Raw genomic sequence first — 24,412 nt, forward strand, 5'->3', positions numbered from 1 at the left:
TCGGATCAGAAAACTAAGAAGGCGGGGTGTCGACCTCGCCTTTTTCTATTCCAGCAGCTCGCGTGGGATCGTGAAGCCCAGAACCTCACCCTGATGCCATTCGAGCGCATTCCAGTCGGGGATATCGAACCGGATTACAGTCGTTGCACAAGTCGGATAGTCGTAGAATCTCGAATGATCGGGCTGGTTGCGTACCAGCCGATTTGCAAATGCAGCGATGCCGGGATTATGCCCCAGCATTAGTACGGTATCGCCGGTGGCTGTGGCCAATTCGGCGAACATCTCATCGGGGCCTGTCAGATACAAGGCGGGGGTAAAGCGGATTTTCGGGGTGCTCAGCCCCAATCTGTCCCACGTTTCCCGCGTGCGCTTGGCGCTTGAGCAGATAACGTCATCCGGTAGCCAGCCATTGCCTTGCAGCCACGCCCCAATCGCGGGGGCCGATTTGCGTCCTCGATTGTTCAACGGGCGGTCGTGATCTTCGGCAAAGGGATCGCCCCAACTGGACTTGGCATGGCGCATTAGGATCAGTGTGCAGGTCATGATCGGTGAAATGCTTTCATGTGATGCGCAGATTGCTCTGGCTGGCGCTCTGCGCCGGCGCTGAGAGGGCAGGCGAGCCGGGCGAGGCAGCCTTTGTTCATGCAGCTGTGTCCCGCCTTGGTATCGAGATGATCATGACAGGCTGCCACGTCATAGAAGCTGTGGGTGTTCAATGCCCCAACCGGACAGGTTGTTGCACAAGGCGCGGGGCATTCTGTGCAGGGTGACGATTGAGACACGGATGGAATTGAGAACTCATCCGCAAAATGCAACGCACCACGGAATGATATCATCATCCCTACCGTATCGTGCACCAGGGCCCCGACTGGACTGCTGAAGGTGCGACCGGACTTAAGTGCCCAGTCAATGAAGGGTGCGTATGGTGGGCCGCCGAACGGATAGTAGGCGGTGCCCCTCATGTCCTGCGCAAGCTGGCCGATCACCCGTCTGGACCAGCGATCAACCGGGTCGGGTTGGCCATCCTGCCACTCAGCCGAGGCCTTCAGAGCAGGCCAGAATGCCCCCGCAGCCCCCAGAAGGATTAGGGTTCCGTCATTAAGTTGCTTTGCTTCACTGGGCCTTGGATGAAGTGCACCCATAACTATCAGCCCAACCTGAGTGGCTGCTCGTTCGACATTGGCGTAGGTCATCAACGGCGGAAGGGCAGAGCCAGGCTCCAGCCCAGTTTTGTTGGTCGATCGTCCTGCCATTCCAATCCCACGCTCATTTGTTCGTGCCCGTCCCGAGGTTGTGCAATGTAAGTCCCCAGCATTCGGTCCCAGATAGACAGTGCAAAGCCATAATTGCTGTCATGCTCTGTTCGGAATACCGAATGATGTACGCGATGCATATCGGGTGTCACAAGAATCCTACGTACAACAGCGTCAACGGCAAGGGGGAGCTTCAAGTTTGAATGATTGAACAACGCTGTGCCATTAAGAAGGATCTCGAACAGGATCACAGCCAGGGCGCTGGCGCCGAGCAGATAGATTAGCCCGATTTTCAGGATCATGGACAACCCGATTTCAACAGGGTGAAAGCGGACTGCAGTAGTGACGTCCATGTCTCGGTCGGCGTGATGCACACGATGTAGCCGCCAAAGGATTGGCACCTTGTGGGTAATCAGATGCTGTAGCCAGATTGCAAAGTCCAGAATCAGCACACACAGAATAAGCTCAACCCACCCTGGCCAGGCGAGCCAATTAAAAACGCCCAATCCATTTTTCCCGGCATCAATGGCAGCGCCAACTGCCAATAAGGGCAACCCAATCGCCATAGTCCTGAGCATCAGTGTGTTCAAAACAGTGATTGATAGATTGGTTAGCCACCGATTTTTTCGCGGACAGGTTCGTAAGCGTTTTGGCGCAATTGTCTCTGCCGCCGCAAACACAACAAACAGGATCAAAAACACGCTTAGGCGAAATAGGGGCTCGTTCTCCATACATTCACAATCGGGCATGTTAATGCCCGGTGCAAGATGTTGAAGATCACTATGGCGTTAATCAGGACGGATCAAGGATCCGGCACCGTGTTCCGTAAACAGTTCGAGCAGCACCGCATTGGGCGCGCGCCCGTCCAGAATAACGACCGCCCGAACGCCATTATGCAGCGCGTCCAGCGCAGTTTCGGTTTTTGGAATCATCCCACCCGCAATAGTGCCTTCACGCGTCATCTCACGAATTTGGCCAGCCTTGAGCTCGGTCACGACATCGCCCGCTGCGTTCTTGACGCCCGCTACATCGGTCAGCAGCAGCAGGCGGTCTGCCTTAAGAGCTGAGGCGATCGCCCCGGCTGCAGTGTCGCCATTCACATTGAAGGTTTCGCCATTCCGACCTGCGCCCAGCGGCGCGATCACAGGGATAACATCATGCGCAAACAGGTCATGCAGGACTTTGGGGTTCATCTCGGACGGTGTGCCGACAAACCCGAGCGAGGCGTCGGTCTGTTCGCACATCATCAAATGGGCATCCTTGCCCGACAGACCCACAGCCATGCCACCCTGCGCATTGATCGCCTGCACGATCCGCTTGTTCACAAGGCCCGACAGTACCATTTCGACCACTTCGACAGTGGCTTTGTCCGTTACGCGTTTACCGCCCACAAACTCGGACTGGATATCCAGTTTGTCGAGCATCGCATTGATCATTGGGCCACCGCCGTGCACGACGACCGGGTTTACGCCAACCTGACGCATAAGCACCACATCGCGCGCAAAGCTTTCCATGGCTTCGTCGCTGCCCATGGCGTGGCCACCTAGCTTGATGACGACAATCGCACCGTCGTATCGCTGCAGATAGGGCAGGGCGCTGTTCAATGTGGCGGCGGTGGCGATCCAATCCCGGTTCATATCTCGTGTCTTCATGGCTGATTGTCCCTCTGGGACCCTGTGTTAGGGCGTTTGGAGGATGGTGCCAAGACCGGATCGCGGAAACAGCCAATCTGAACGGGCCGTACCCGATGGGCGCGACCCGGCTTCCTTAGCTCATGACTTGTATATTGCTGAACAGCGTCACTCCAGATGCGCAATGATCGAACGCAGGGTCGGAATGCCGTCGCCCTTCTCGGATGAGGTCAACACGATCTCCGGGAATGCCGCAGGATGTTTTGAAAGCGCGGCGCGTACCTGGTCCAGCACCTTTTCCCGGTCTTTTGCTTTGACCTTGTCGGCCTTTGTCAGAACGCATTGAAAGGTCACTGCGCTGGTATCCAGCAGCTTCATGATCTCGGCGTCCACAGGTTTCACCCCGTGGCGCGAGTCGATCAGGACGAAGGCACGGCGCAGGGTCTGACGTCCACTCAGATACTGTTTCAGCAGACGTTGCCATTTTTCCACGACCTTCACCGGCGCGTTCGCATAGCCGTACCCTGGCAGGTCGACCAAATAGAGTTCAGGCCCTTGCGTGAAAAAGTTGATCTCTTGTGTACGCCCCGGCGTGTTCGAGGCACGTGCTAACCCCTTGGTGCCCGTTAGCGCGTTGATCAAGCTGGATTTACCGACATTCGAACGCCCGGCGAAACATACCTCCAGCCGATCGGGGGCAGGCAGGCCATCCATGGCAACGACGCCTTTGACGAATTCGGATGGCCCGGCAAACAGCTTTCGACCGGTTTCCGTTGCGAATTCATCTGGAGTTTCAGCTAGTGGAAAGGGAAGTGTGGTCATAGAACCTGAACCTCGTCACCGGTGTGAATGGTGCCGCCTTCCAGAACTTCGGCATAAACGCCAAAATCCTGATGATCCCAGCTGCTCAGCGCACCCAGTGTGTCGGCATCCCGCTCACCCGTTTCAGGGTTGGCGGTTGTCGCCAAACACCGCGTGATGCGTTCGCGCACATGAAAAACGGCCTCGCCGATCCGGATGTCGCGGCCAATCCAGTCGAACTCATTCCACAGCGGCAGGCCATCGAACCAGATATTTCCGCGCCAGCGAGCGATAGAAAGATCCCTGCCTAGCTTCTGCTCGACCGCCCGATGCGACGACATATTGCACAAACTGATCGAAGGAAAATCGCTGTCCGTCATGCCGCGATTAGCGGCGCGGATAATGCGGGCAGACGCAGCGCGATCTGCAGGCATCAGCGGTTTGACCCAGTCCAGAAAGGTATCCTGATGCGTGTCGGGCTCAAAGCTTAGATCGGGGCGATTGGGATGGCTCAGCGTGACCGAGTCGCCTTGCAGCTGCGCCGAGATTGCCATCAACTGAGGGGCCTTCGCGCCTCGGCTGAAATTGGCGCAGGGTGCCCATTCCGATCCATCCGCTTTCGACGCCTCATGTGCAACCGCCCAAACACGATCCCCGGGCATGGTATGCCCGGGGATCATGGTAATGCGATCAAGGCGTTCACGCCCGTGACTTTTGATCGGGTGCCGCCAAATGCTGGTGACCGAACCGCTCATTTGTCGTCCGTCTTTGGCGTTCGTTTGAAGCCTGATTTGATGTTGCCGAATACATCGGGCGTATAGCCCTGGCTCCGCATGATCAGGTATTGCTGGGTAAATGTGATCGTGTTGTTCGCGATCCAGTAGACCACCAAACCGCTGGCAAATCCGCCCAGCATGAACATGAAAACCCATGGCATCCAGGCAAAGATCATCGCCTGTGTTGCATCGGTCGGTGCCGGGTTCAGTTTCTGCTGCAGCCACATCGAGATACCCAGCAGCAGTGGCAGGATACCGATAAAGATCAGCGCCATGAAGCTTTCAGGCTGCGGTGCCGCCCAAGGCAGCCAACCAAAGAAGTTGAAGATTGAGGTCGGATCCGGAGCGCTGAGGTCCTGGAACGGGCCAAACCATGGGGCTTGACGCAGTTCGATGGTGACAAAAATCACCTTGTACAGCGAGAAGAAGATGGGGATCTGCATCAGGATCGGCAAACAGCCTGCGGCCGGGTTAACCTTTTCCTTCTTGTACAGCTCCATCATGCCTTGCTGCATCTTCTGGCGGTCATCCCCTGCGGCCTCTTTCAAGGCTTCCATCTGGGGCTGCAATTCCTTCATCTTGGCCATCGAAACGTAGGATTTGAACGCCAGCGGGAACAGGATCGCCTTGATGATCAGGGTCAGGCCGATGATGGACCAGCCCATGTTGCCGATCAGCAGGTTGATGTTGTGCAGCAGCCAGAAGATCGGCTTGGTCAGGAAGAAGAACCAGCCCCAGTCGATACTGTCGATAAATTTCTGTACGCCTTCCGCCTGGTATTCCCGAATGGCTTCCCATTCTTTGGCACCAGCGAACAGGCGTGTGGTCACTTCGGCAGTCTCACCCGGCGCTACGGTCAGCGTCGGCAGCACCGTTTCGGTTTGATAGATTTTGCGGCGTGAGTCATATTTTGCGGCTGCTTTGAAGGTCGAGCCCGGCTCTGGGATCAGCGTGGTCATCCAGTAGTGGTCCGTGAAGCCGATCCAGCCATCTTCCTTGACCTGATAGACCTCGGCCTGCGCCCGTTCGTTCGGGTCGATGTCAAAATCGCGGACATCACCATAGTCAATTTCTGACAGCGTGCCGTCCGCCATGCCGATCACACCCTCATGCAGGATGAAGAAGTTTTTCAGGCCCGGAAGGTCGCCGTCTTCACCAATACCGTGGCGTGCAAGAATGCCATAGGGGGCCATGCCCACCTCGGATTGGGTCGCGTTTTCAACCGATTGGGTAACTGTGAACATGTAGTCCTGGTCGACCGCGATGGTGCGGCGGAAAGTCAGGCCATTGCCATTGTCCCAGGCCAGCGTGATGGGGTTGTCTACGCCAAGCGTCTCACCCTCTTTCAATGTCCAGAGCGTGTTGGGGCCCGGGACATCCGCACCTGCAACTCCTGTACCCGGTGCCCAGCCGTAAAGGGCATAATAAGCCGATTCCGAACCAACCGGAGACAGCAGCTCAACAATAGGCGCGCCTTCTTCGATCGAGACTTTATAATCTTTCAGAAACAGCTCATCGATCCGCCCGCCGGACAGGGACAGGCTGCCTTTCAGACGGGGGGTGTCAATGTTGACGCGAGGGGCTTGTTCCTCTGGCAGTGTTTCCTCGGCGGTCGCTGTGGCTTCACCCACGGTGCTGGTCGCGCTGGGTGTTTGCACCTCGTCGCCTTCCAGAGCTGCAATTTCTGCAGCGTCCTGCGTCGTGGTTGATTCCGGCGGTGGGAACAGCACGAACCAGACAAGGATCACCAGAAAGCTGAGCGCGGTTGCAAGGATGAGATTTTTGTTCTGATCGTCCATCGGGGACAGCCACCTTGAGCAGTGAAACACACCCGGTGGGTTCAACAGAGTGCAGCCCCAAAGGTCAAGCGGAATCGCCCATCAAATCGCTCCGGCGCTGGATTTGGCGCACCGTAATTGCAGATTTCATCCCATTTTGCGACCGATCTTGGATGCACCCCTGATCTTGGCACGATGCGCCGCGATCCAATCCAGGGTCTGCTCAAATGGCATTGGCTTTGCAATTCCGAACCCCTGAACGTGGTTACTGCCCAATTGCGCCATCAACGCGTGCTCGCCGGGCGTTTCCACGCCTTCGGCGAGCGTCTCGAGGTTCAGGCGTTCAGCCATGGTCAGAATGGCGCTGACCAGTTGCTGCTGGCTGGGATCCTGATCGGATTTGGTGACAAACGTCCGATCAATTTTAATCCGCGAGACGTCAAACCGCTTGATAGAGGCGATTGAAGCATGTCCGGTGCCAAAGTCATCCAGGTCGATACAACATCCAAGCGCAGCCATGCCGGTTACATTCCGCGTGATCACGTCATCCGGCCTGCGCGAGAACACGGTTTCCAGAATCTCAACCGCCAGCCGATCCGGTGTCAGATCAAACTGATCCAACTCCCATTTCAGGCGGTCGATCAGACCCGGATTGCGCAACTCATCGGATGAGAAATTGATACCGATCCGGGGCACAACGCATGCTGCACGATCCCAAGCTTGCATCGCTTTAAAAGCATGGTGACGCATGATTTGGCCTAGCCGCTCCATCAGTTCGGCTTGCTCGGCGAAGGGCAGGAATACCTGCGGGCTGAGAACACCTTTTATTGGATGCTCCCACCTTGCCAAAGCCTCGAACCCTGTGATGTTCCCATTATCCGTTGAAACCTGAGGCTGAAACCAGGGCCGAATCTCTCCATTGTCCAATGCCGCCTCGAACTCTTTTCTCAAATTGGCTCGGACCAGGGATCGCCGACGGGTCGCGGTTGAATAGGCGCGTATGGTGGAGGGACCGCTTCTTTGCGCCTCGGACAGTGCAGCGGTGGCGGCGCCAATCCACTCATCAGCCTCGGCCTGTCGCAGGTCTGAATGCAGGCAGAACCCGATTGAGCAGGATTGGTAAACTCCTGTGCCATTCAACAAAAGTGGCTCTTCGACTGCGCTTTGGATGCGGCCAGACATTTGAATGCAGGCTTCCAGATCAAGATGTGGGGAGGGATGCAGGCCAATGAGAAACCGGTTCTGATCGATCTGCGAAAAGATGTCCTGATTTCGGATGATCGACAGGATGCGATCACTGAATTGCTGCTTTACATGAGTGGCGGCAGCCTGACCGTGCAGATCCTGAAGGTCGGCATAGCCGTCCAAAGCAATTGCGATACAGGCGGCATTCTCACCTGATTTGCTGACCGATTCACTCAACGCCTCCAACTCTGATTGGAATACGTCATATGGAACCAGGCCGCTGGGGCGCATACCTGAATTGTGGGCTGTATAAGAACGGCTTCCCCAATTTCCGATGACGGCAAAAGCAAGGGGCAACCCCAACGCTGTGGTAACAAGCGCCCGTTCACCGCCCAACCAGAAGGCGGCTAAACACGCCGCAGGAATAAAGGCCAGAACCTGCGGTCCGGTGAGAAGTATCCGCAGTGTTTCGGAACAACGGTCGACAAAGAGGAATTTCCGCATAGATTTTACGGCCTTCAGCTTGGGCTAGGATCGCGCAAGCCAACCGTAGGAAATCAATCTGAGTCAGGCGTTAACGTAACTGGGGAATTTCGTCTGAATTTTCGTCTTTTTGAATCGGGTCGATCGAAAGATTTGCGAAATCAAACAGTTTTGGGTCCAGAAGATGCGAAGGCCGCGCATTGGTCAATGCCCGAAACATCACTTGCCGCCGACCGGGGCTGTTCTTTTCCCACTGATCTAGGATCTGCTTGACCTGCTGGCGCTGCAGCCCGTCCTGACTGCCGCACAGATCGCAGGGTATGATGGGATAGTTCATCGCCTTGGCGAATTTCTCGCAATCCGCCTCGGCCACATGGGCCAGCGGGCGATAGACGAACAGATCTCCTTCTTCATTCACCAGTTTTGGTGGCATGGTTGCAAGACGACCGCCATGGAACAGGTTCATGAAAAAGGTTTCAAGGATGTCATCGCGGTGATGGCCAAGCACAACTGCGGAACAACCTTCCTCGCGCGCGATACGATAGAGGTTGCCCCGACGCAGGCGTGAACACAGCGCACAATAGGTGCGGCCCTGCGGAACTTTGTCCATCACAACGGAATAGGTGTCCTGATACTCAATCCGATGTGGCACCCCCATACGGTCTAGGAATTCTGGCAGGACTGTTGCCGGGAACCCCGGTTGCCCCTGATCCAGATTGCAGGCCAGAAGATCCACGGGCAGCAGACCGCGCCATTTCAGTTCGTAGAGCACCGCCAGAAGGGTATAGCTGTCCTTGCCGCCCGATAGGCAGACCAACCAGCGGGGTGTTTTACCTTCGGCGGTGCGGTCCACCATGCCGTACTGCTCAATGGCCTCGCGCGTCTGGCGCACGATGCGCTTGCGCAGCTTCTTGAACTCGGTGGTTGAAGGCGCACCGGCAAAAAGCGGATGGATATCGTCGGCTTCATCAAACATGGGCGGGGCCTATCGCAGTTGGGTGAACCGGGCAAGGGTCAGGGTCGTTCGTCGTCGGGCACAGGGTCATAGCCATCGCCACCCCACGGATGGCAGCGCCCGATCCGGCGCGCCGCCAGCCATGCGCCCTTGATGGCGCCGTGTTTATCAAGCGCTTCCAGTGCATAGGCGGAACAAGTCGGCTGATAGCGGCAGTTAAATCCAACCCAGGGGCTGAAGATCAACCGGTAGGCCCGGACGGGCAGGGCGAGGAGATGGGCAAAGAGGGTCATTTGCCACCCCCGTGTATTTTGCGCAGCGCATAGCGCAAATCGTCTTTCAGCGCATCAAAGGGCCGTGCAGCGGTAACCTCGGCGCGGCCGATCAACACGTAGTCCCAGCCCGCATGCCCATGAATAAGTAATACGGCTCGCGCGGCTTCACGCAGGCGGCGTTTGGCGCGGTTGCGGGCGACGGCATTGCCGACCTTCTTTGAGCAGGTGAACCCGATGCGAATGCCCGCAGCCTCATCAGCGCCACGTTTACGCGCCTGCACCATCATCGATGCAGTGCCTTGCCGTTTGGCCCGCGCGGCTTTCAGAAAGTCCGAGCGATTCTGCAGTACGGTCAATGATTCAGATGCGCAAACGGACGCCGCCGGGGGCATCACCCTCGGCTGGTTGTTACCATCCTCAGGGGCCTCCGGCGGCGTCATGTTCATAACCTGAAAGGTCGAGCGATTTATGCGCTAAGCGACTTGCGGCCGCGTGCGCGACGTGCGTTCAGGATTTTGCGGCCGGCTTTGGTAGCCATGCGCGCGCGGAAACCGTGGCGGCGTTTGCGAACCAGGTTCGAAGGCTGATAGGTGCGTTTCATCGCTCCGTCTCCAATCTATAGCGGTGGGTGCGGCGCGGATTCGCCTGGCCCTAGTGTTCGAAGCCCGTCCTCTACTGGGTAGCGGGGGGTAAGTCAAACCCCTAGGTGGGGGTTTTGGTGCGTTTTGCAACAAATCTGTAATCTGCCCGGGCAAAAGATTTCAAAAACCGGGTTCAGAGCGCGTATCCCTCACATTAAGTGCCATAAACATCAAGGCCCCGTGAGGCCTCTGTTGCAGCGCGCGCGGGCGGCGCATGTTGTGGGCAAGATGAATGAACAAGAACCTGCTACCCAGATGAACGAAACCACCAAGATCCCGCGCAACGGGCTGGCACGTCATATCCCATTGGTGGTGATTCTCGCCGTTGCCGCCGTGGGGTTCTTTGCGCTGGGCGACTATCTGACCTTTGAAACCCTGCGCGACAATCGCGAGGCGTTGCTGGCCTGGCGCGATTCAAACTACTGGGCGATGGCTGCGGCTTTCGTAGGGATTTACATCATTATTGTTGCTTTCTCGCTGCCTGGCGCTGCGGTCGCCTCGATGACCGGTGGGTTCCTGTTCGGGTTGCTTGCAGGAACGGTTTTTAATGTTTTTGCCGCAACCATAGGCGCTTCGACGATCTTTCTGGCCGCACGCTGGGGTTTGGGTGAATCTCTGACCGCCAAGCTTGAAGCCTCGGAAGGGACGGTCAAGAAACTGAAGGACGGGCTGCGTGAGAATGAAATCTCGGTTTTGTTCCTGCTGCGTCTTGTACCTGTGGTGCCCTTCTTCGTTGCCAATCTGGTGCCCGCATTGGTTGGGGTAAAGTTCCGAAACTTCCTGATTACGACGGCGCTGGGCATCATCCCTGGTGGGATTGTCTATACCTGGATCGGTGTTGGGCTGGGTGGTGTCTTTGATCGCGGCGAAACCCCGGATGTCTCGCTGTTATGGGAACCCTTCGTGATCGGGCCAATTATTGGCTTGTGCGCGCTGGCAGCGCTGCCGATTGTCATCAAATCCCTCCGTGGTCGAAAGGGCTCCTGATCCATGCAAGAGTTGAAAACCGATATCCTGGTGATCGGGGCCGGGTCAGGCGGGTTGTCTGTAGCCGCCGGGGCCAGCCAGATGGGTGCGGATGTCATCCTGCTGGAAGGCCACAAGATGGGTGGGGATTGCCTGAACTTCGGCTGTGTCCCATCCAAAGCTCTGATCGCCAGCGGCAAGGCTGCATATGCTCAGGCCCACGCGTCGGCTTTTGGCGTCGCGGATGCGATGCCACAAGTGGATTACGCAGCTGCCAAGGATCATGTGCAGAGTGTTATCGCCCAGATCGAACCCATGGACAGTCAGGAGCGTTTTGAAGGCTTTGGCGTCAAGGTAATCCGGGAGTACGGCCGATTCATCTCACCCACGCAGGTACAGGCCGGAGATCACCTGATCACCGCCCGACGCGTCGTGGTGGCCACAGGTTCATCGCCCTTGGTGCCGCCGCTGCCCGGGCTGGATCAAGTGCCGTATTACACCAACGAGACCATATTCGACCTGCGCGATAAGCCCGAGCACCTGCTGATCATCGGCGGAGGTCCCATCGGCATGGAAATGGCGCAGGCGCATATCCGGCTGGGCTGCAAAGTGACCGTGATCGAGGGCCTTAGTGCGCTGGGCAAAGACGACCCTGAAGCTGCAGCCGTCGTGCTGGATAGTCTTCGGACTGAAGGTGTCGAAATCCATGAAAACGCCATGGTGTCCCAGATCCGAGAAAATGCAGGCACCATTGAGGTGGTCACTGAGAATGATGAGGTCTACGCGGGCTCTCATCTGTTGCTGGCCGTCGGACGCAAGGCCAATATCGACCGTCTGAACCTCGGCGCTGCCGGGATCGACAGCACGCGGGCAGGCATCAAGGTGGACGACTCTTTACGCACGAGCAATCGCAAGGTCTATGCCATTGGTGATGTTGCAGGTGGGCTGCAATTTACCCATGTCGCCGGATATCATGCGGGGATCATCATCCGCTCTGCCTTATTTGGGCTTCCGTCGAAAGCGAAGACCGCTCATATCCCATGGGCCACCTATACAGATCCCGAACTGGCACAGGTCGGCCTGACCGAGACACAAGCCCGTGAACAGCATGGCGACGCGGTGGAGGTTGCCCGGTTCGACTATCATCACAATGACCGCGCAGTTTCCGAGCGCAAGACCAAGGGGTTCATCAAGGTGATGGTCGTAAAGGGCCGACCTGTGGGCGCGACAATCGTCGGATATCAGGCCGGAGAATTGATCAACTTGTGGTCGCTGGCGCTGGTCAATAATCTCAAGATGGGTCAGATCGCAACGATGGTTTCGCCTTACCCAACGGTCGGAGAGCTTAACAAACGTGTGGCAGGAGCCTATTTCTCTCCAAGGCTGTTTGAGAATCAAATGGTTAAACGAGTGGTCAGGTTCGTCCAGCGCTGGATTCCCTGACCCAAGGAGGAGCGCAAAGTGAACTCGCTGTCGGGCCGATTTCTGATCCTGACGACGGTCTTCGTCATGTTGGCCGAAGTACTGATCTTTGTGCCCTCGATCGCGCGTTTCCGTGAAGATTTTCTGCTGAACCGGCTGGAACGCGCCCAGATCGCCTCGCTTGCTTTGTTGGCCGACGATATGCTGGCTGATGAGCTTGAAGCGGAATTGCTGTCAAATGCGGGGGTCTATAACGTCGTATTGCGCCGCGACGAGGTGCGTCAGCTCATGCTGTCTTCACCGATCCCGACCCAGATCACCAAGACCTTTGATTTGCGTAATGCCAGCGCTTGGGTGCTGATCCGTGATGCGGTCTCGCGGCTGTTCATCCCCGAAAACGAAGTTATCCGTGTGATCGGCGCACCGGTCAAAGACGCAGGACTGTTGATCGAAGTGACAATGGACAGTGAGCCCTTGCGCATGGCCATGACGGATTATGGGCTCCGCATCCTTGGGCTGTCCTTTGTGATCTCAATCATAACGGCCTCGTTCCTGTTTCTGGCTGTGCGCGTGGTACTGGTGCGTCCGATCAAAAGCGTTGTTGGCTACATGCAGCGCTATGCCAGCGCACCTGAGGATGCGCGCGGCATCATCTCCCCCAATTCAAAGGTGACCGAACTGCGCGAGGCCGAAGAGGCCCTGCAGATGCTTCAAACCGATCTGACCCAGGCCCTGAAACAACGTGAACGTCTGGCCCAGTTGGGCGGGGCGGTGGCTAAGGTCAGCCACGATCTGCGCAACATTCTGACGTCTGCTCAGCTGTTTACCGATCGAATTGAGGCCAGCAATGACCCCCTGGTGGCGCGAATGGCACCCAAACTTGTCAATTCGATCACGCGGGCGGTTTCTTTGTGCGAAAGCACCTTGGCGTTCGGACGCGCCGAAGAACCAGCCCCAACCCTGACCATGGTGCGCTTGCGGGACGTTACCGCAGATGTTGTCGCCAGCGAACAACTCGCCATTGCCGATGCCTGCGTTGAGATCGTGAACGACGTACCCGAAGATCTTGTTATCCGTGCCGACCCGGAACAGATTTTCAGGGTTGTCATGAATCTTGTGCGCAATGCCCGGCAAGCACTTCTGGTCTCGGGTAAGGCGGGGCGCGTAACGGTGTCTGCATCTGAGCTTGAAGCCGACTGGTGCATCGAAATCAGCGATACGGGTCCAGGCCTGCCCCCTAAGGCCCGAGAGAATCTGTTTACACCATTTCAGGGTGGTGTTCGCAAAGGCGGCTCGGGACTTGGGCTTGCGATTTCGCAAGAATTGGTGCGGGGTCACGGCGGAGACCTGTTTCTGAAAGACACAGGGCCTGATGGAACCACCTTTGAAATAAGGCTTCCACGCGGCGATATGACTTTTTGAAGTTTTTTTGAAGAATCGACTTGCGCGCCCTCGGCCTCAGGTCTAAACACCGCCTCACCAATGCGGACCGATAGCTCAGCTGGATAGAGTACTTGACTACGAATCAAGGGGTCGGGGGTTCGAATCCTCCTCGGTCCGCCACTTGGTGCTGTTGGACGTCAGACGAATTTGACTTTTGCGTCATAAACTGACCCAACACCCCCCTTGCCATACTCCCACAGACTGTTTCGTTTGATCTGACTTCCCTTCCGGAAATCAGGGCTGATTTGCAGATCAGACGGCGAAGCCGCCTGTTCCTGCTGATCTGCCACGTGGCGAACGCGGGAGGGGGAGGGCAGCGCCCTCACCCTGACGGCCAGTGGCGTTTGGCTTGTCCAAATCCCGCTGGCCCTCAAAAAAAGTCGATGACCGATGATGCCACCACAACTAGTAAGTTCGGCCCACACAGGTCATTGAGCGCCGTTTTGAAATGCTGCGTTTGCAGCCCGCATTGCTGCCGTTCGCACCACGCGAAATATTGAGGTTTCGCGGAACTCACAATGGCCACATAGTTGCCGTTAGCTGCTGCCGCATCATCATACGTCCACAATGGCAGTAATGCGCAGAAAGCAGGCTTTGCGAAGTTCAACGGACGGCCCAAAGTGGATAAGATCACGTCTGCGGCTGTCGCCTAGCGCGGGTTCTGAGCCGTCCGATGCTTAATGCAGAGTAAACCTCTATTTCTTACGGTTCGGTCGCTGTGTTAGTGCCGAACCCGCAGCAGATTTTGCAGCCTTGGATGCATTCGGGTTTCGCAGTGTTTTAGATGCCGCGCTTGCCGCCCTTTTACTGGTGACTTCCTTAGGACTACGCACTTGCGTCAAAGCCGATCCAGCCGCAGACTTTGCCGCTTTGCTGGCTTTAGGATTCCGTAGAGTCTTGGCAGCGGCAGAGGCGACTCGTTTACTCGTGGTTTCGGTATTTCTTTTTCTGGTCATTTTCATTCAGCTTTCGATATTTGAGGAGGGAATTTGGCCCGGCTAGAAACCGGGCCAGTAACTGGTCACGCAGCTTCGCGACCGTCCATCAGCCGCGCGAACTTTGTTTTCCAACCTTTTGTGTGAATCAGCCGCGTAAGGTGCAGATCTTTGTTCAACACCTCTGCTTTGCTCAGACGCGAAAACTGCGCCCAATTCTCACCAAAGACGTAGATCGCGTTCCCTTTGCAGATGCTTTCCAGAACAACGATACCGCGATCTTTAAACACATAGGCGATGTAGTCGGAGAAGCCTCCAGCCCCGATAAATTGCTCATCCGGCTCAAAATCGAGGATTGTTTTCTGGCGGTCGAAAATCACGCTTTGTGTATTCTCCGACAGCCGTCCGAGACAACCTTTCAGATGTACGTGCAATTTTGGCCACGGGTGTTTGCCCGGAGGTAACATATTCCAGTTAAGCCGATTGACCTTGAGTGCTGTGTATCGATTGAGATCCGCCTTCTCGTTCAATCAAATCGCGTGCGTATTCTTTCGGGTTCAGACCCAATTGTCGCACAATTGCGCCTTGATCGCGAATAAGCCATTCGTCGTTGATCTGGTTGTTGATGACGTGGCAATCGGCGATGATCCTGTATTGAAGTTGTTTGTCCGTGGGTGCGCCGTAAACGCCGGGATGCGTATGCGTTGCTGTCGACAAAAGCCTGTGCGATGACAGCATTCCGTCTTCTGGCGTACCACACCAAATCACATCTTCGCCCAGCAACTTGCGGTCTGGAAACTCCGAAAGCGTCGCCATAGTCGCTGCGATCACGTCCTTGTTGCCTACAACAACCGACGCGGGCGAGCGAACGACAATATCTGGAGCGTAATAGTCGTGCAGTTTGGCGATGCGGCGGTCTTCCCACAGTTCTTTCGTGATGCTGATGATATAGTCGGGCAAATCGACAAACTTTGGGTCAAAACCGTTCATGTCTAGTGTCCTTGGTATGACGGCATCAAGCGTCTCCAATCGGGTAGGATAGTCGACCCGGAACGCGCACCTTGTTGAATTCACGCAATCGCGCAAAAACGTCCACGCCGAGTTGTTGATAGGCATCCAGAAGGTCAACCATGACCCAGTTTTCCCGAATCTTATTGTTTTCTAGACGCCAGAAATCCAATGATTTCATGGTGATGCGTTTGCCCGTGGGTGCAATACCCATCCACCCATCGTTGGTCACGGTTTGGATCATATTCGGCCACCCGGTCACGGCTGCATAGTTGCCGTCACCGAAGAAGTGATAGGTTATTTCATCTACGTATCGGCCGCGATCCGGCATCCCATTCAGAAACGGGATCTGATGCCAATTGCGGAAACCAGCGATGCCTCGGCCTGTGCCAATTCCGGCCGGGCCGTACCAGTTGACGCGTTCGCTCCAGAAACGCGGCATTTCCATCTTTTCGGGGCCGCCTTGACTCGGGTGTTTTTTCATATGCTTCAGCATTGTAACGATGTGGTCGCAGGATGCGTTCGCCTTCACTTCGTCCCACGGTCCGGGTATGATGCCGTCGTTTGTGGCGGGGCCCGGTATGCAAAACTCTAGCCCCAATGACGGCGCCATCGGCCAAGCCTGGGCTTGCATCATCACTTCCGGAATGTCCCAAAGGGTTTGAATTTCGACAACTTTGTCGTTCACAATCCGATAGAACTCGTGAAAACGCATATGTGTCAGGTGCCCGGTTGGCGGAATGTCCAACCACGGCCCTACAAAGGTGCCAACGTAGTGGCCGCCGCATCCGACCCAATCATCCCCCCGCTCGGTCCGGCCTGCCATTACAATCCAATCTCGACGCTCAAGGTCGGGCATTGCTTCGAAAAGTGGCACATAGCAGGCGTCGAAAAAGTCTGTCGGGCCGCAAAAATCACCAAACGGGTGCGGCATGTGTATGACCGCATCTGCCGTAAAGATATCGGCAATGGCCGAGCGAACGTTACTTAGTTCAAAATTGACCATCGCATTTCGAAGAGGCTCCAAGATCGCCTTGTTTCGCGTGTGTATGTCTGAGACGGGACTAGCGTCGTTCATAGTATTAGCCTTTGACTGCTCCAGCGGTCAGACCGCTTACGATTTGGCGCTGGAAGAATAGGATCAGGACAAACAGCGGTGCTGTTGCGGATACCACGGCGGCAACCGCATACATTACCTTGCCTTCGACTTGAGTGGTCCCCATGAAGCTGTTGATTGCGGGGATTATCGTCTCGTTCTCTTCGCTGAGAAGCATCACGGCGACGGTGAAATCATTATACGCCAGCAGAAAGCTGAACAAACCGGTGGTGATTACACCAGGCCACATTACGGGAACAATCACGTGTCTGAAGGCCTGAAAACGTGTACAACCGTCGACCATGGCACTCTCGTCCATGTCTTTAGGGATGTTCTTGAAAAACGAATGCAACATCCAAAGGGTAAAGGGTTGATTTATTGCCACCAACACTATGATTGTGGTCGGCAATATGCCCCAGACATTCCACTCGAAGAACCACAACAGATAACCCGAAACCAATGTTATATGTGGCATGGCACGAAACACGAGTGCGGCCATGAGAATCCAAAATGCATACCGAAAACCCGAGCGCGCCAGCGCATAGCCTCCAAGCGTGCCGAACGTCAGGGAAATGACGACTGTAAAGAACACGACAATGCTGGTGTTCTTAAAGTTGAACCAAAAATCTTCCGTCACCCACGCGCCGTAATAGCCTTGTCCAGTGAATGTGCTGCCGGTTTGTTCGAGTGTGTTGGTCCCTCGCACGGCGTTCATCCAATCCGCTTTGGACAGGAAATCGGCTTGCACCTTGAAACTTCCCCAGAAGGTCCAAAGGAAGGGGAACGCTGCGATAAGCAGCCATAACCCTACCATCGTGAAGGAGAACAGTTTCAGTGGGGTCATGCGTGTTTCTGCTTTTCTCGCCATGATCTTGTCCTCAGTGAGATTTGCGCGTGAAATCGCGCCAAGTGCGAACGAGTACCGGCATCATCAGGATGACAACCAAGAAGATTGTGATCAAAGACGTTGCCCCGGCCGAACCGTAGAGTGGGTTGCCGCTTTCGCGCAGGTCGTTAAAGATAATCCAGCTCAGTGACCGGGCGTGGGCCTCGGCAGAGAAACTCACGATCGGTTCAAACACCCGCAAATTGTCCATGATCAGCATCAGTGTCACGAAGGTCACGAGTGGCATCAGATGTGGCACCACGACATAGACCAAGCGTTGCCACTTCGAGGCTCCGTCGATCTGCGCGGCCTCCATTGTGTCCGCGGGAACCGTTTGTAGCCCGGCATAAAATGTGATGAAGCTGAAAGGCAAAGTGTGCCAGACACCATATACCATAAGCATGAACCACATGAGACCGGTGGAAGCTTTCAAGCTGAGGTTCGGGTCATTGAAGATGTTTTGAATGGTTGCGCCGATGACACCGTCGCCATCCACCATCCAGAACAGGATCAGCGAGCCGACCAGCGGTGTGACAAGGAAGGGCAAGAGTGAGACAAAGATCGCTGCGCCCTTGAGCTTGCGCGGCAGGGTGTTCACACCCACCGCTACGGCCATACCGAGGATGAGGACCATCGGCGTTACTATGAACGTGTATGCTAGGGTAAAGGTGAGAGCATTATAAAATGGCAGGTCACCCAGCTCTCGCCAGAACTCGCCCATTGTCTCGGTGTTTGCCCAAGCCTCGCCAATTTCGGCAAAGGCCAAGTGCGAGCGGTTTGTATATGTACCCAATCCATTGAACTTGCCTAAAGGTGCTTCATCACGAAGTTTCTGTGTCGCCTCAAGATCGACCGAGGTGGACTCCTTGCATCCAAAAGGTCCACAACTTTCCGAAACAACCAGAACCTGTTCGTGTTGAACGAAAAGCGATTGGATAAAGACAGAAACAATTGGCAGAGCGATGAACAAAATCATTGCTGAAAGAGTTGGCAGGATGAACCAGAAGAATGTGCGATGCTTCATGTCAAATGTCCCCGTCGGTGGGTGTTAGGTTGAGGGGGGCTTACAAGTACCCCCCTCGCGCGCTCGATCAGGGGAGTTACTGAAGGAAGCCCGCTTCTTTCGCCGCTGTCCTGTATGCTGCCTCAACATCGGCAAGCGCCTTCTCGGCGCTTTCGTCACCTTTTAAGAAGTCCGACAGCTCGGAACCCAATGCAGCGTGCAGCAATCCGATCTGAGGAAGCATCGGGTACGGTTGCGCCCCGCCTTGAACAGTTGCCGCAACACCAGCTGCCGCTGGGCCAGGCGTAAATCCTTCGAGCAACCAAACAGCGTCGTCGTTGTTGGCCGCGACCATTTCCGGCGTCAACGCGCTTGCCAGTGCAGCGAATGTCGCTTCTGCTTCAGCGTCAGATACATTCGTGGAGATTGTGAAGCCATCCCACCATAGTGTTGCTCCGGGGATGCCACCCGGTTCAACTGAGGGCGCAGCGGATAGAACTGTATTCGACGTAACTTCCGCGCTTGACCCTTCATCGTCGAGGATTGGCGCTCCACGAGACCCCCACATGATACCAAGTGCGGCCTCGCCAGCTTCCCAAAGTCCCTGCGTTTCGTTCGAGGCTTGCGTAAGATGGTCTGGATGCGCGTATTCCACCATCGCTTTCAGTGTTTCCAAGGCAGCAATACCAGCTTCGCTGTTGACAGTTGGTTCGGCGGTGCCGGGTTTGAAGAACTCACCACCGTGCGCAAGAAAGACCAGATTAAAGGACTCGCCTACATTCCAGCCGGTCTTCAGGTTCATGACGATGGGATATTCCATGATTCCGGCATCCCGGATCGCCTTTGCAGCTTCAATCACCTCGTCATAGGTGCTCGGAGCGCTGTCGATCCCCACTTGCGCCAGAATGTCGGAGCGTGAGAACAGGTGCTGCGCATTAGCCATGAAAGCAATGGCCATGACATTGCCGTCAATGGCGATCTTTAGATTGTCGGGAATATTCTGACCGTGGCTTTCGATTAGATCGTTCAGCGGACGGACCAGTCCATCATTCATCAATTGTGTCAGTGTTGAATTAGCTACAATTACGCTGGTGTATTCGGCAGGATCCGGAGTGAGCGCCGCGTTCATGATCTGTCGGGCTTCGGTCGTATGATTGCGCGAAAACTCTGAGGCTGCTTCGGCGCAATTTCCTTCTGCGGTGCCCGCCACAGCGTGAATGGCGGGAAAATCACTCGCAAGTATACGGATGGACTGATCAGACGGGCCGCAATCTGCCGCGTAAGCAGTCGTCCCCATTAGTCCTGCCATTGCTCCAGCAACGAATAGTTTTTTGATGAGCATGTGTTTTCTCCCTTTGATGTTGGGCACATCTTGTAACTTTGCACCCGGTTTCTCGGCTGTTTCGGAATGTGCTATGCGTCAGCTTCCGATGCGTGCTCCAGATTTCTGATCAAACAGATGGAAGTGTTCAGGGGCGACGTTGATCGAAACAATTTCACCGATCTCGGCGCGGTAAGATTTGTCTGCTTTTACCGAGACAAGCGCGCCGCCGATGCGAACCGAAACCATGGTCGCGTCACCCAGGAGTTCCATCGTGTAGATTGGAGCGTTGATCTGGCCGCCGATTTCGACGACGTTGGCGTCCTCGGCCCGGAAGCCAAGGGTGACCTTGCCATCTGGTGCACTCAATCCCGGCACGTCGACATGTTGTGCGCGGAAAGTTCCACCTGACATATCGCCATCCATCAGGTTCATTGCAGGGTTGCCGATAAAGCTGGCGACGAAAGCGTTGGCGGGGCTGTCGTAGATCTCAACAGGTGTACCCACTTGCTGCACAACACCCTGTTTCATGATCACAACCCGATCCGCCAAGGTCATCGCCTCAATCTGGTCGTGGGTTACATAGATGGTGGTCACCGCCAGTTCGTGGCTCAGGTTTTTGATCTGGGCCCGCGTCGAAACCCGAAGCTTCGCATCCAGATTCGAAAGAGGCTCGTCCATCAGGAAAACGTTTGGTTCACGTACAATTGCCCGAGCCAACGCCACACGCTGCCGCTGTCCACCCGATAGTTCAGCAGGCTTCCGATGTAGGAAGTCATCCAACTCAACCATCGCGCTGGCTCGCCGCACCTTTTCGTCATGGATATTTGGATCGACGCCGCGCACTTTCAGCGGAAAGCGAATGTTCTCATAAACGTTCATGTTCGGGTAAAGCGCGTAACTCTGGAACACCATCGCCACATCGCGATCCTTTGGTTCCATTTCATTAACCCGCAGGCCGTCGATCAAAATGTCGCCTTCGCTGGCGTCTTCGAGTCCTGCAATCATCCGCATGGTTGTGGTTTTGCCGCAGCCCGAAGGGCCCAGAAGGACTAAGAACTCCTTGTCCGCAATCGTAAGGTCGAAATTGTCCACCCCAATGAAGCTGCCCCAACGCTTGCCAATGTTGCGAAGTTGGATTTCCGCCATCTATCCCTCCCGGAATCGCCTTGCATACGATTGAGATAAGGCTAGACGGTCAGCCACTTTCAGAATAATGAATTCATTCTATGAGTGATATAAATCAAATTGATCTCAGACTTGTCGACACTACCATACTCCTGGTGTTTCTCGGGGCCATGCGCCACAGGCAGGCCACAGCCGTCGCGCGCGAGATGGGGCTGACCCAACCTGCCGTCAGCCATGCCTTAAAGCGTCTTCGAAAACTCTATGATGACCCGCTGTTTCTAAGGCGCGCGCATGGGCTAGAACCAACTGCTTTAGCGCACGAATTGGAACCGAAAGTTCGCAGAATTGTTCGACTCATTTCACAAACATTAGAAGGTGCCGATGAATTCGAACCGAGTTCTACTTCCACCGACTTGAAGATAGGTGCATTTGACTACGAGCTTACCGGGGTAATTCCGCCGCTGGTTGCGAAGCTGCGCAAGGTGAGTCCGGGCATCAATATCCACGCATTTTCATTATTCAACGACGAAGCTCTTGAGGCCCTGACGCAGGGGCGCATTGATCTCGCGATAGGATATTTCGACTTTCCGGCAAAAAGTGAAAATCACTTTGTTTCAGAAGAGCTCTTTTCAGAAGATTACGTGCTGGTAGGTCGCAATGGTCATCCTCTTTTGGAGGAAGATTTGACATTTGAACGAATAGCCAGGGCGAACCACCTGCTCATTTCACCGCATGGTCCTACTAGAAACTTGGTCGACCAAGCTCTGCAACTTCAAGGGCTTAGAAGAAACATTCAGACGATTGTGCCTTCACTTTTTTCCGCTCTATCGATTGTGGAAAGCTCCGACCTTGTGATGACATTGCCTAAGCGGGCCGCAAATAACAACATTCGGAGGTTCGATATATCCCACAGACCCCTACCGATCGCAGGGGGAATATTCAAACTCCATGCAGTTCGTCATATTCGAGACGCCAATAGTCCTCTACACATCTGGCTAATCAATCAACTGATAGAAGTTGTTTCCGACTAGGCCGTGTTCACAAAAGGGGCTCACATCTACTTTCCGACATGAAACAAGCTGGTATCTGTGATGGAGGTCAACTTGACGCAAGACATAATAGTGTTCGAAGAATGATCGTTCTCAACATGGCCTGGCGCGTTGGTCGATGAAGACTCAGGCGTATCGCAAATCTGCGGCACTAATAGATATGTCGCTGTGCCTAGCTAGTGCCGCAAATTTATCTCGCCTGACCGAAATTAGCTTCTGATACGACCAAAGCGCGAACATCGTTGGATCGATATCACTGTCTCGGTCTCCGGCCATTTCTGAATACTCACTCCAATATTCAGAAAGCAGGTCTGGAGGATAGTAAATTGGTTTTGGGTTCTCAACGTACCTGACTATCAGGTTCTGGACGAGTTCATCGCTCTCCCTAAGCGAAACGATGAGGAACCTTTCTTTCAAAGCAGAAAATGTGGGATCACCAGCCGCAAACAATTCGCAGAACGACCCGCTTGAATCAGCCAGAACTGGCTGATCGGATTCCAGGCTAAGAAGGCCTTCGACTGCGGTGAGTTCAGCCTGCCTATGAAAGTTCTGCCGTTTCACATATTCGTTGAATTCAATCCCGCCTCTGTCTGGGTCTCCAGGCATCCCCAAATAGGAAGTCAATGGCGCAAGCGTGTCCTTGCACAATTCGTCGTCCAAGTTGAGAATGCCCAGTTCCTGCAGCCTGGACAGCATAGCTCCCTTGCTGACCTCGGCATTGAATGCGTCAAGTATCTGCTTGCGCAAATACTGCCCTTGGATTTGGGCGTCTATCGACACATAGCGCCACGCCCCGGATTGGTTCAAAAAGCTCGAAAGGAGCGTCTTTCCAATTCCCGACATCCCGATCAGAAGTATGTCACGCGGTTCACTCAGAAGAGATTGAACTTCCGGGGTTACACACGTCAGCTTCATGGTGTTGCGAATTTTCCATCAATCACACTTTGCACCGCTTCAACCGTCGGATCGACGGTTGCGAACTCTTCTTCGCGGGCAAACAAGGCTTCCAGCCGCGCCGGAGTTTCTGGGAGTGTTCCAAGCGCTTCTACAACTGCCGTCGGGAATTTTGCCGGGTGGGCTGTTTCAGCGACAACAATGGGTCCGTTAAGCGTTGCCCTCAGCTGATCCGCCGCGAAGTAGCCGGTTGCCGAATGTGGGCAAATGATCTTGCCGAACTGCTTATGGATCTGGCGCATGGTGTTTAAGGCATCATCTTTGCCGCACTTCATCGCATCGAAGTCTTTGGTCAGTCGGGAACGTTCGGATTGCGAAAGTTCGTAAAAAGACCTCTCAGCGAGCTGCGTTTGCACGTCGCGCGTTGCGTTCCCGTCGCGTCCTTTCAGGATCCACAGCATACGCTCAAAGTTGCTGGAAACCTGAATATCCATGCTTGGCGAGATCGTTGGTATTGTCTCTGCCTTCGACATCATACCAGTCTCGAACAGCCGGGGGAGGACATCATTTTCGTTCGATGTGACGATCAACTTCCCAATGGGAGCGCCCATTTGCTTCGCGATATAGCCCGCAAAGACATTTCCAAAATTCCCGCTGGGGACAGCAAAGTTCACGGGTCGGCCGTAATCGTTGTGGATTTTGACCGAAGCGTAAATGTAGTAGGACGTCTGAAGGAGGATCCGGGCCAGGTTGATCGAATTCACAGCCGTAAAGCTATATTCTTTGGCAACTTCGCTTTGATACAGGTTTTTGACTATGCTTTGGCAGTCATCAAAGTCGCCTCGAACGGAAATTGCCTGAACGTTTGCGGCTCCCAGGCAGGTCATCTGCTTGCGTTGAACATCAGAGACGCGGCCCTCCGGAAACAGAATTACTGCGTTGGCTCGCGAACGTCCCGCAAAGGCATTTGCGGTGGCTGCGCCAGTATCTCCCGACGTTGCGCAGAGTACGGTCGCGCGTTTGTCAGTGATTGTGAGTTCCCGATCGATCGCTTCCGCCAAAGGAGCGAGGGCGTAATCCTTGAAAGCGAGTGTGGGGCCATGGAAAAGCTCCATGCTCCACAGCTGGTCATCCAGGCGAGACAGAGGTGGGCCATCATTGCGTTCGAAACCGGCCAGCGCTTTTCTTATGCCTGCGGTGAAGTCGCACTGTTGCCACTCAGCTCCGCCAAACAGTGCCAGAACATCCGATGCAATCTGGTCGTAGGCCCGCCCGCTCAGCGTGGCCAATTCGCTGGATGTAAGTTCGGGCCAGGCCTCAGGCACGTAAAGACCGCCATCTTCGGCAGTTCCACGGCTTAGCAACTCTCGGAGAGATCGAGCGGGTGCGTTCCCGCGAGTACTTGAGTAGAGCATGGCATTTTCCAAGATTTCTAATATTGTGGATTTAGCAAGACCTCTATCGTTCGTAAACAAAAATCTAA

Annotated in this window: 24 protein-coding genes, 1 tRNA gene and 1 pseudogene; 5 read left to right on the plus strand and 21 right to left on the minus strand. The window is 55.1% G+C overall.

Features of this window, described 5'->3' with window-relative positions; genetic code table 11:
• Positions 1-45 precede the first annotated feature (45 nt).
• From ACR0L9_RS00265 to rpmH, 12 genes are all read right to left on the minus strand, one after another.
• A complete protein-coding gene (locus ACR0L9_RS00265; RefSeq protein ID WP_480894248.1) occupies positions 46-543 on the minus strand; it encodes a SixA phosphatase family protein in 498 nt (165 codons plus the stop codon).
• Positions 540-1,193 carry a ferredoxin gene (locus ACR0L9_RS00270; protein WP_170597772.1) on the minus strand — a complete coding sequence of 218 codons (654 nt, stop codon included), beginning with the start codon at positions 1,191-1,193 and terminating at the stop codon, positions 540-542. The genes ACR0L9_RS00265 and ACR0L9_RS00270 overlap by 4 nt, the downstream gene beginning before the upstream one ends.
• The gene (locus tag ACR0L9_RS00275; RefSeq protein ID WP_170609963.1) at positions 1,193-1,984 is read right to left on the minus strand and encodes a sterol desaturase family protein; all 792 of its coding nucleotides are present in this window, start codon (positions 1,982-1,984) and stop codon (positions 1,193-1,195) included. The genes ACR0L9_RS00270 and ACR0L9_RS00275 overlap by 1 nt, the downstream gene beginning before the upstream one ends.
• 57 nt (positions 1,985-2,041) lie before the next feature.
• Complete coding sequence (argB, locus tag ACR0L9_RS00280) at positions 2,042-2,905, minus strand: acetylglutamate kinase (RefSeq protein ID WP_170508738.1); 864 nt, start codon at positions 2,903-2,905, stop codon at positions 2,042-2,044.
• 147 nt (positions 2,906-3,052) lie between these two features.
• Positions 3,053-3,706 (minus strand): ribosome biogenesis GTP-binding protein YihA/YsxC, encoded by a 654-nt coding sequence (yihA, locus tag ACR0L9_RS00285; RefSeq protein WP_170392875.1) that lies wholly within the window; start codon positions 3,704-3,706, stop codon positions 3,053-3,055.
• A complete protein-coding gene (locus ACR0L9_RS00290; protein WP_480894250.1) occupies positions 3,703-4,440 on the minus strand; it encodes an MOSC domain-containing protein in 738 nt (245 codons plus the stop codon). Before ACR0L9_RS00290 ends, yihA begins: the two co-directional genes overlap by 4 nt.
• Positions 4,437-6,260, minus strand: a complete 1,824-nt coding sequence (gene yidC / locus ACR0L9_RS00295; RefSeq protein WP_480894252.1) for a membrane protein insertase YidC — start codon at positions 6,258-6,260, stop codon at positions 4,437-4,439. Before yidC ends, ACR0L9_RS00290 begins: the two co-directional genes overlap by 4 nt.
• A 126-nt stretch (positions 6,261-6,386) precedes the next feature.
• Positions 6,387-7,928, minus strand: coding sequence for a putative bifunctional diguanylate cyclase/phosphodiesterase (locus ACR0L9_RS00300; RefSeq protein ID WP_480894254.1), 1,542 nt, complete (start codon positions 7,926-7,928; stop codon positions 6,387-6,389).
• 70 nt (positions 7,929-7,998) lie between these two features.
• Positions 7,999-8,883, minus strand: a complete 885-nt coding sequence (ttcA, locus tag ACR0L9_RS00305; RefSeq protein ID WP_170508729.1) for a tRNA 2-thiocytidine(32) synthetase TtcA — start codon at positions 8,881-8,883, stop codon at positions 7,999-8,001.
• A 38-nt stretch (positions 8,884-8,921) separates the two neighbouring features.
• Entirely contained in the window at positions 8,922-9,155 is a 234-nt protein-coding gene (gene yidD / locus ACR0L9_RS00310) for a membrane protein insertion efficiency factor YidD (RefSeq protein WP_170508727.1), read from the minus strand.
• Positions 9,152-9,577, minus strand: a complete 426-nt coding sequence (gene rnpA / locus ACR0L9_RS00315) for a ribonuclease P protein component (RefSeq protein WP_480894256.1) — start codon at positions 9,575-9,577, stop codon at positions 9,152-9,154. Before rnpA ends, yidD begins: the two co-directional genes overlap by 4 nt.
• 26 nt (positions 9,578-9,603) lie before the next feature.
• Entirely contained in the window at positions 9,604-9,738 is a 135-nt protein-coding gene (rpmH, locus tag ACR0L9_RS00320; protein ID WP_005980833.1) for a 50S ribosomal protein L34, read from the minus strand.
• A gap of 268 nt (positions 9,739-10,006) precedes the next feature.
• Here rpmH and ACR0L9_RS00325 point away from each other — a divergent pair, with 268 nt between their 5' ends.
• The 4 genes from ACR0L9_RS00325 (at position 10,007) to ACR0L9_RS00340 (ending at position 13,729) form a co-directional block, all read left to right on the plus strand.
• The gene (locus tag ACR0L9_RS00325; RefSeq protein ID WP_480894258.1) at positions 10,007-10,765 is read left to right on the plus strand and encodes a TVP38/TMEM64 family protein; all 759 of its coding nucleotides are present in this window, start codon (positions 10,007-10,009) and stop codon (positions 10,763-10,765) included.
• A 3-nt stretch (positions 10,766-10,768) separates the two neighbouring features.
• Positions 10,769-12,187 carry a dihydrolipoyl dehydrogenase family protein gene (locus ACR0L9_RS00330; protein WP_480867594.1) on the plus strand — a complete coding sequence of 473 codons (1,419 nt, stop codon included), beginning with the start codon at positions 10,769-10,771 and terminating at the stop codon, positions 12,185-12,187.
• A gap of 18 nt (positions 12,188-12,205) precedes the next feature.
• Positions 12,206-13,588, plus strand: coding sequence for a sensor histidine kinase (locus ACR0L9_RS00335; protein ID WP_480454529.1), 1,383 nt, complete (start codon positions 12,206-12,208; stop codon positions 13,586-13,588).
• A gap of 64 nt (positions 13,589-13,652) precedes the next feature.
• Positions 13,653-13,729, plus strand: a tRNA-Arg gene (locus tag ACR0L9_RS00340).
• 901 nt (positions 13,730-14,630) lie between these two features.
• Here the strand turns inward: ACR0L9_RS00340 and ACR0L9_RS00345 are convergent.
• The 7 genes and pseudogenes from ACR0L9_RS00345 to ACR0L9_RS00375 all read right to left on the minus strand — a co-directional run bounded on the left by ACR0L9_RS00345 (position 14,631) and on the right by ACR0L9_RS00375 (position 21,007).
• On the minus strand, positions 14,631-15,074 hold the full coding sequence (locus ACR0L9_RS00345) for a hypothetical protein (protein ID WP_480894261.1): 444 nt from the start codon (positions 15,072-15,074) through the stop codon (positions 14,631-14,633).
• Positions 15,052-15,534, minus strand: a pseudogene (locus ACR0L9_RS00350) (ester cyclase); the annotation flags it as partial. The gene ACR0L9_RS00345 and the pseudogene ACR0L9_RS00350, both read right to left, overlap by 23 nt.
• A 25-nt stretch (positions 15,535-15,559) precedes the next feature.
• Complete coding sequence (locus tag ACR0L9_RS00355) at positions 15,560-16,558, minus strand: ester cyclase (RefSeq protein ID WP_480894263.1); 999 nt, start codon at positions 16,556-16,558, stop codon at positions 15,560-15,562.
• A 76-nt stretch (positions 16,559-16,634) separates the two neighbouring features.
• Entirely contained in the window at positions 16,635-17,516 is an 882-nt protein-coding gene (locus tag ACR0L9_RS00360) for a carbohydrate ABC transporter permease (protein WP_010442720.1), read from the minus strand.
• A gap of 10 nt (positions 17,517-17,526) precedes the next feature.
• On the minus strand, positions 17,527-18,558 hold the full coding sequence (locus ACR0L9_RS00365) for a carbohydrate ABC transporter permease (RefSeq protein WP_010442719.1): 1,032 nt from the start codon (positions 18,556-18,558) through the stop codon (positions 17,527-17,529).
• 76 nt (positions 18,559-18,634) lie between these two features.
• Positions 18,635-19,879 (minus strand): ABC transporter substrate-binding protein, encoded by a 1,245-nt coding sequence (locus ACR0L9_RS00370; protein ID WP_029622133.1) that lies wholly within the window; start codon positions 19,877-19,879, stop codon positions 18,635-18,637.
• A 78-nt stretch (positions 19,880-19,957) separates the two neighbouring features.
• Positions 19,958-21,007 carry an ABC transporter ATP-binding protein gene (locus tag ACR0L9_RS00375; protein ID WP_170567760.1) on the minus strand — a complete coding sequence of 350 codons (1,050 nt, stop codon included), beginning with the start codon at positions 21,005-21,007 and terminating at the stop codon, positions 19,958-19,960.
• An 80-nt stretch (positions 21,008-21,087) separates the two neighbouring features.
• Here ACR0L9_RS00375 and ACR0L9_RS00380 point away from each other — a divergent pair, with 80 nt between their 5' ends.
• The gene (locus tag ACR0L9_RS00380; protein ID WP_010442716.1) at positions 21,088-22,017 is read left to right on the plus strand and encodes a LysR family transcriptional regulator; all 930 of its coding nucleotides are present in this window, start codon (positions 21,088-21,090) and stop codon (positions 22,015-22,017) included.
• A gap of 144 nt (positions 22,018-22,161) precedes the next feature.
• On the opposite strand, the gene ACR0L9_RS00385 is transcribed toward ACR0L9_RS00380, so the two are convergent.
• Positions 22,162-22,950, minus strand: coding sequence for a hypothetical protein (locus ACR0L9_RS00385; RefSeq protein WP_170626388.1), 789 nt, complete (start codon positions 22,948-22,950; stop codon positions 22,162-22,164).
• Positions 22,947-24,344 (minus strand): threonine synthase, encoded by a 1,398-nt coding sequence (thrC, locus tag ACR0L9_RS00390; RefSeq protein WP_480894916.1) that lies wholly within the window; start codon positions 24,342-24,344, stop codon positions 22,947-22,949. Before thrC ends, ACR0L9_RS00385 begins: the two co-directional genes overlap by 4 nt.
• Between the last annotated feature and the right edge of the window lie 68 nt (positions 24,345-24,412).

Source organism: Ruegeria sp. I3 (assembly GCF_056532525.1).